The following is a 5408-nucleotide window of genomic DNA, read 5'->3' as shown; positions in this document are numbered from 1 at the left end:
CGTCTTTTTTGTGTTTTATAAAAATAAGAATGGCTGGTAAATCTCAGTTTATTAAAATTTCACTTTATTGTTCACATTAACAAGTTCAAAACGCTCACAGACGAGTAACATATCTTCAGAGAAATTAAGACCAAGCTCATTTAGTTCCTTTGTAAAAAAACGAACATGGGTGTCTCTCCAGTAATTATAAGTACGATCTCCTTCGCCTTCAGCGATAGCGAATTCTTCGCTTACTTCATTCATTGGTGTTACAGTTACTTCTATTGTCTTAATAATAGCTACAGGTTCATCATTACTATTGAGTATAATACTATAATCATTAGTAGTCGGTAGCGATTCATGTTCTAATTCATAAAAAATGTGACCGGAGCATGTAGCTGTTTTAATACCGTCAATTACTAGTTGTGCAAGATAATTAGGGGCATCCCCAAATTGCCAAGCTGTAACAGATTCTGTTTTTTTGTTGTTTCTCCAATAAGTATCCCAATATGTCTGTGCTAATTGATTCATTTTTATCGTCACCTCACTCTAATTAATATTTAGTCTCTTTATAATTCCTAGGAAATTTACTTATTTGTTATGCCTTTGTACTCATTTTTAATTTGTATTAGTGTGTTGCAAATTAAAAAGATACTATGTGGAGTGAATATAATTTGTAAATATGTTCTGTACATATATGGGATCTTTAAATTTCTAATTGCATTTTATGATAAAGGATATAGTTACTTAAAGAACGTTCAGATTATGAATGGTAGTTTATTATCACTATGCCATATTGAAGTGAGTAATACTAGAGTTAAAATAGATAAAAAAACCGATATTCTAAATTGAATATCAGTTTAATAATATGTGACTTATATGAATCTATAGCAATACGAAAAGCGTAAATAAGATAGCCAACAAAATACGATAGTATGCAAAAGGTTTTAAACCTATCTTCTCTAAAAGCTTTAGAAAAGTTACTACCGCTAGCATCGCTACTATAAAAGAGGTAATGAATCCTACCGCAAACATAGGGATGTCATCGACACTTAAATACTTCCAACTTTTTAGTAAGTCTAAGCCTGTCGCCCCAATCATTACAGGAAGAGCTATTAGAAAAGAGAATTCAGATGCAGTCTTATAATTTACTTTTGCTAATAGACCTCCAGAGATAGTAGAGCCAGCTCTAGAGAAGCCAGGGTATACCGCTAAGCACTGAAATAATCCGATTGTTAAAGCTTGGCGGTATGTTAAATCGTCCAGTGAATAGGCTGCTGCCTCTTTCTTTTTTACTTCTGCAAAGATCATAAGAATTGCCCCTGCTACAAGTCCAATCACAACAGTGTATGGCTGGAATAAGTATGTTTTAATAATATCATGTAGTAGCAAACCAGCAACCACTGCCGGAAATACGCCAAGAAATACATGGAACGCATTGAATTTTTTTTCTTTCTGTATAAGAGGTTTAATATTACATAAAGAAACGAGACGTTTATGATATAAAATTGCAATAGCTAAAATTGCGCCTAGCTGAATAACAATTTCAAACGTTTTTGCTCTTTCTCCCTCAAAGCCTAATAAATGCCCGACTAATATAAGGTGACCAGTAGAAGATATAGGTAAAAATTCAGCTAATCCTTCTACAATACCGAGTATGAAGGCAATAATGATATCGCTCATAGTTTCACTCCTATACATTAATGAATGTCTACTTTTTTAAAATAGAATAGTGTTGCAATAAATCCGGAAATTGTCGTTACTGCAATGATGATATAAGAATACTCTGGTGGATATGTCGGTTGTAATTCGTTATTTGCGATATCTAGAGTAGCGGTCCACGGAAATAAATCTTTATGCTTGGAGTTTACGAGCATAAGATTAGTCATTGTAATAATGACTGTTAATATAATGGGTGGTACATAGCTCTTCATTACAAGAGTTAGTAGCACAATAGGTGAAGACAATAGAAAGAGAAGTCCACCACATATTAAAAATTCTAGGAAAGAACCTAAAAGTAAAGAAATGTTAAAACCAGGGAAGTTCCCCAATAGCCCTAATATTAAAGTAAGTGCCCAAGCGACTAAAGTTAGCATCATAATCCAAAGAAAGAGAATGATGAATTTACTTATAATAAAGCTAATGCGCGACACGGGGATAGTTAGTAAATTTTTCAGTGTATCTTCTGTATATTCGCGGGTAAGCAAATAAGCAACCACTACTCCATATAAGGGGAATCCTATAACTAAAGTAGTATATAAGTTAACGTCAGTGAATAATTGATGGAACCAAATAGTTGGAGTTGGCTGTTTTGTTTTTATATGTATATAAGAGGCTACTACAACTAAGAAAGGTGCGACACCAGCACCAATAATGCTAATTAAAAACATATTAGAGCGTTTTAGCTTTAAGAGTTCTGTATAGAGTAGATTAACCAATTGTTCCACCTCCAACTAGTTTGGTGAAATAATCTTCTAGTCTATCTTCGCTTATCATCATTTTTAATACTTCAATATCATTAAGAACAAACGTTCTGTTTATGTATCCTTGTTGTCCAAAATGAGAGTAAATACGAATATTTCCTTCATCATGTACTTCATAATCAAAAATTTGAAGATGATTTTCTAATAACATCACAGCTTTATCGTCATTATTCACTTGAAACTCTATGTACTTACGGTTTGCCTTGCGCAGCGTATCAAGAGAAACTTCTTCTAGTAACTTTCCTTCATGAATAATTCCGATACGATCGACTAACTGTTCTACCTCGGCTAATATGTGACTAGAAATGAGTATTGTTATATTTCTTTCTTGAGCTAAAGAATGAATAAGTTTTCGCATTTCTTTAATACCAATAGGGTCTAGTCCGTTAGTTGGTTCATCTAATATGAGTAGCTCAGGATAATGGAGAAGAGCACGTGCAATTCCTAAGCGTTGCTTCATTCCTAAAGAATACTTTCCTACTAACTTTTTTGTCTCATGCTGCAAGCCTACTATTTCTAATGCTTCTTCGATAGCATTCTTTTTGTGAACCCCAATTATCTTTGCATTAATTAATAGGTTTTCTTTTGCAGTTAAGTTTTCATAAAATCCTGGAACTTCAACTATAGAACCAATTCTGCTTAAAATATCTTTTTGATTTTGGAATAAGTTCTCTCCGAATATTTCAATCGTTCCACTTGTAGGCTTTATAAGACTAAGTAGCATACGAATGGTTGTTGTTTTACCAGCACCGTTGCGGCCTATGAAGCCATAAATCTCCCCTTGTTGAACATTAATATTTAAATTATCTACTGATTTTTGATTGCCATATACTTTAGTAAGGTTAGTCGTTTTTATAATTGTATTTATAGGAGACACCTGCTTTCTATAAGTTCTTACTTACATCATAAAAAGGAAGGCTTAACTGCATATTAATCATTTCTTAACTATTTCTTAAAAGTATTGTGCTTTGGAATAGAAAAGCCAAAAGTAGTTCGTTTCCATGGAGTACTTTCAACCCATATATGTCCACCGTTTTTCTCAACAAGCGCTTTGGAAATAGAAAGCCCGAGACCGCTACCACCAAATGAAGAGTTTCTTGATTGTTCGCTTCGGTACATTCGCTCAAATACGTTTTGTAAATCATGTTTTGGAATACCAGGGCCTTGATCCCAAATATGAAGTTCGTATTCTGCATCAGCTTCTAGCAATTCGACTCCTATTGTTTTCCCATCCTTTCCGTAATAAATTGCATTTTTCATTAAATTACCGATAATCCGCATAATGCTTAGATGATCTGCGATGATAGGACAAGTAGATTCTGGTATGAGAATTTGCAGTTCGATGTTATGTTTTGAGAGCTCAGGTAAAAATTCAATCAAAACTTCTCTAGTAACTTCAGAAAAGTCGAGTTCTTCTTCTTTTAGTGGAAATTCATTAGCGTCTAGCTTCGCCATATTGAATATTTCATCAACTAGGTGCTTTAAGTTATTTGATTTCATATAGAGTATTTTAAGATATTCTTGTTTTTCTATTTCAGAAGCAGCAACTCCGTCTTTCAAAGCATCTATATATCCGATAATGGAGGTGAGTGGTGTTCGTATATCGTGGGAGATACTAGACAAAAGTTGTTTTCTGGATTCCTCGGATCTTTTGGCTTCAATTTGAACCTGCTCTAATTTACCTATTAGCTCGTTTATTGAAAAAACGATATTATGTAATGAGTGGTCATTGCTTGTGAATAATCTCGTTTGTAAGTTTCCTTTTAGTATACGACTTAATTTAGTATCCATTGCTTTGCGATGTTGAATGAATTGTATTCTTGAAAAGAAGAGATAAATTGTAATTAAGATAAGGATAATAAATAAAGACATTTTTATTTTTGGATCCATTTGTATGTTTAAAATCCCGCAAATGATAAGTTGTAATGAAATCAGGAAGAGGGTTTTATCAGTCTTCAAGCTTTTCACCTACAAACTTATAACCAATTCCCCATATAGTCTGAATGAATTTTGGATTGGAAGGGTCAATTTCTATTTTCTTTCTGAGTTTTCGAATATGTACCATAACGGTATTGTCATCTTCTATATAATTATCGTCCCACACATTTCGGAAGAGCTGTGTTTTTGTAAATACTTGCCCTGGGTTTGAAGTAAAGAATTTTAACAGTTCCAGTTCTTTTCCGGTTAAGCTAATTTCTTCTTTGTTTGTATGAACTGTGTATGTATTTAAATTGATAGTTAGTCCTTTAAAAGATAAAGTTGTTTTTTCTTGAGCAGTATTGTTACTTCCGAGAACTAAAAAACGCCGCATAAGAGCTTTTACTCGTGCAATTACTTCGTGAATGCTGAAAGGTTTCGTAATATAATCATCAGCACCAATGCTTAAACCTAAAATTTTATCAACTTCGTGATCTTTAGCGGTGAGCATTAATATAGGTATGTTAGTTTTATCTCTAAGTTTTTTACATACCTCGATTCCATCTATTTTGGGCATCATAAGATCTAATATAACGAGGTTATAGTTATTTTGATTAAATAAATGTAAGGCTTCTTCGCCGTTGATTGCAGTGTCTACCATGTATAATTCTCGTTCTAAATATATTTTTAATAAATTTCGGATTTCTTTATCGTCGTCTGCTATAAGGATACGTATATCTTTCATATCTTCACCTGCTTCTAATAGAGTTTTATTGATAGTACAACAACTCTCTAATTATATACTAGTATTTGTTAAAATAAGGTTGCTAGTTTTGTTGGAGGAAAACGTCCACACAAGTTAAGTCTAGAGTTCAAATTAACTCGAATATATTTGGAAAAACAAATTAAAGAGAAGCAGAAGGTGTACTCCGATAATGAAATCCTATAGAGACGTATTTAGTTAAAAGAGCATAAAAATATTAAATTGAAGTTCTTTATAAAAAGGTGTTGACGATTATACTTTAGAGG

Annotated in this window: 6 protein-coding genes; all 6 read right to left on the bottom strand. The window is 33.0% G+C overall.

Annotation, left to right across the window (positions count from 1 at the left end; translation table 11 throughout):
* Positions 1-51 precede the first annotated feature (51 nt).
* Positions 52-510, bottom strand: a complete 459-nt coding sequence (locus DN404_RS30230; RefSeq protein ID WP_149215873.1) for an ASCH domain-containing protein — start codon at positions 508-510, stop codon at positions 52-54.
* Positions 511-864: 354 nt separating this feature from the next.
* Positions 865-1662: an undecaprenyl-diphosphate phosphatase UppP gene (gene uppP / locus DN404_RS30220; RefSeq protein WP_001279957.1), complete on the bottom strand. Its 798-nt coding sequence runs from the start codon at positions 1660-1662 to the stop codon at positions 865-867.
* 17 nt (positions 1663-1679) lie between these two features.
* A complete protein-coding gene (locus DN404_RS30215) occupies positions 1680-2417 on the bottom strand; it encodes an ABC transporter permease (RefSeq protein WP_000247719.1) in 738 nt (245 codons plus the stop codon).
* Positions 2410-3339, bottom strand: a complete 930-nt coding sequence (locus tag DN404_RS30210; protein ID WP_000074581.1) for an ABC transporter ATP-binding protein — start codon at positions 3337-3339, stop codon at positions 2410-2412. Before DN404_RS30210 ends, DN404_RS30215 begins: the two co-directional genes overlap by 8 nt.
* 68 nt (positions 3340-3407) lie before the next feature.
* Positions 3408-4421: a sensor histidine kinase gene (locus DN404_RS30205; RefSeq protein ID WP_006921271.1), complete on the bottom strand. Its 1014-nt coding sequence runs from the start codon at positions 4419-4421 to the stop codon at positions 3408-3410.
* Positions 4411-5124 carry a response regulator transcription factor gene (locus tag DN404_RS30200; RefSeq protein ID WP_000651995.1) on the bottom strand — a complete coding sequence of 238 codons (714 nt, stop codon included), beginning with the start codon at positions 5122-5124 and terminating at the stop codon, positions 4411-4413. Before DN404_RS30200 ends, DN404_RS30205 begins: the two co-directional genes overlap by 11 nt.
* Positions 5125-5408 lie beyond the last annotated feature (284 nt).

This window comes from Bacillus sp. TE8-1, from assembly GCF_008368855.1.
GTDB lineage: Bacteria > Bacillota > Bacilli > Bacillales > Bacillaceae_G > Bacillus_A > Bacillus_A cereus.
This window is presented reverse-complemented; position numbering and strand designations above follow the sequence as displayed.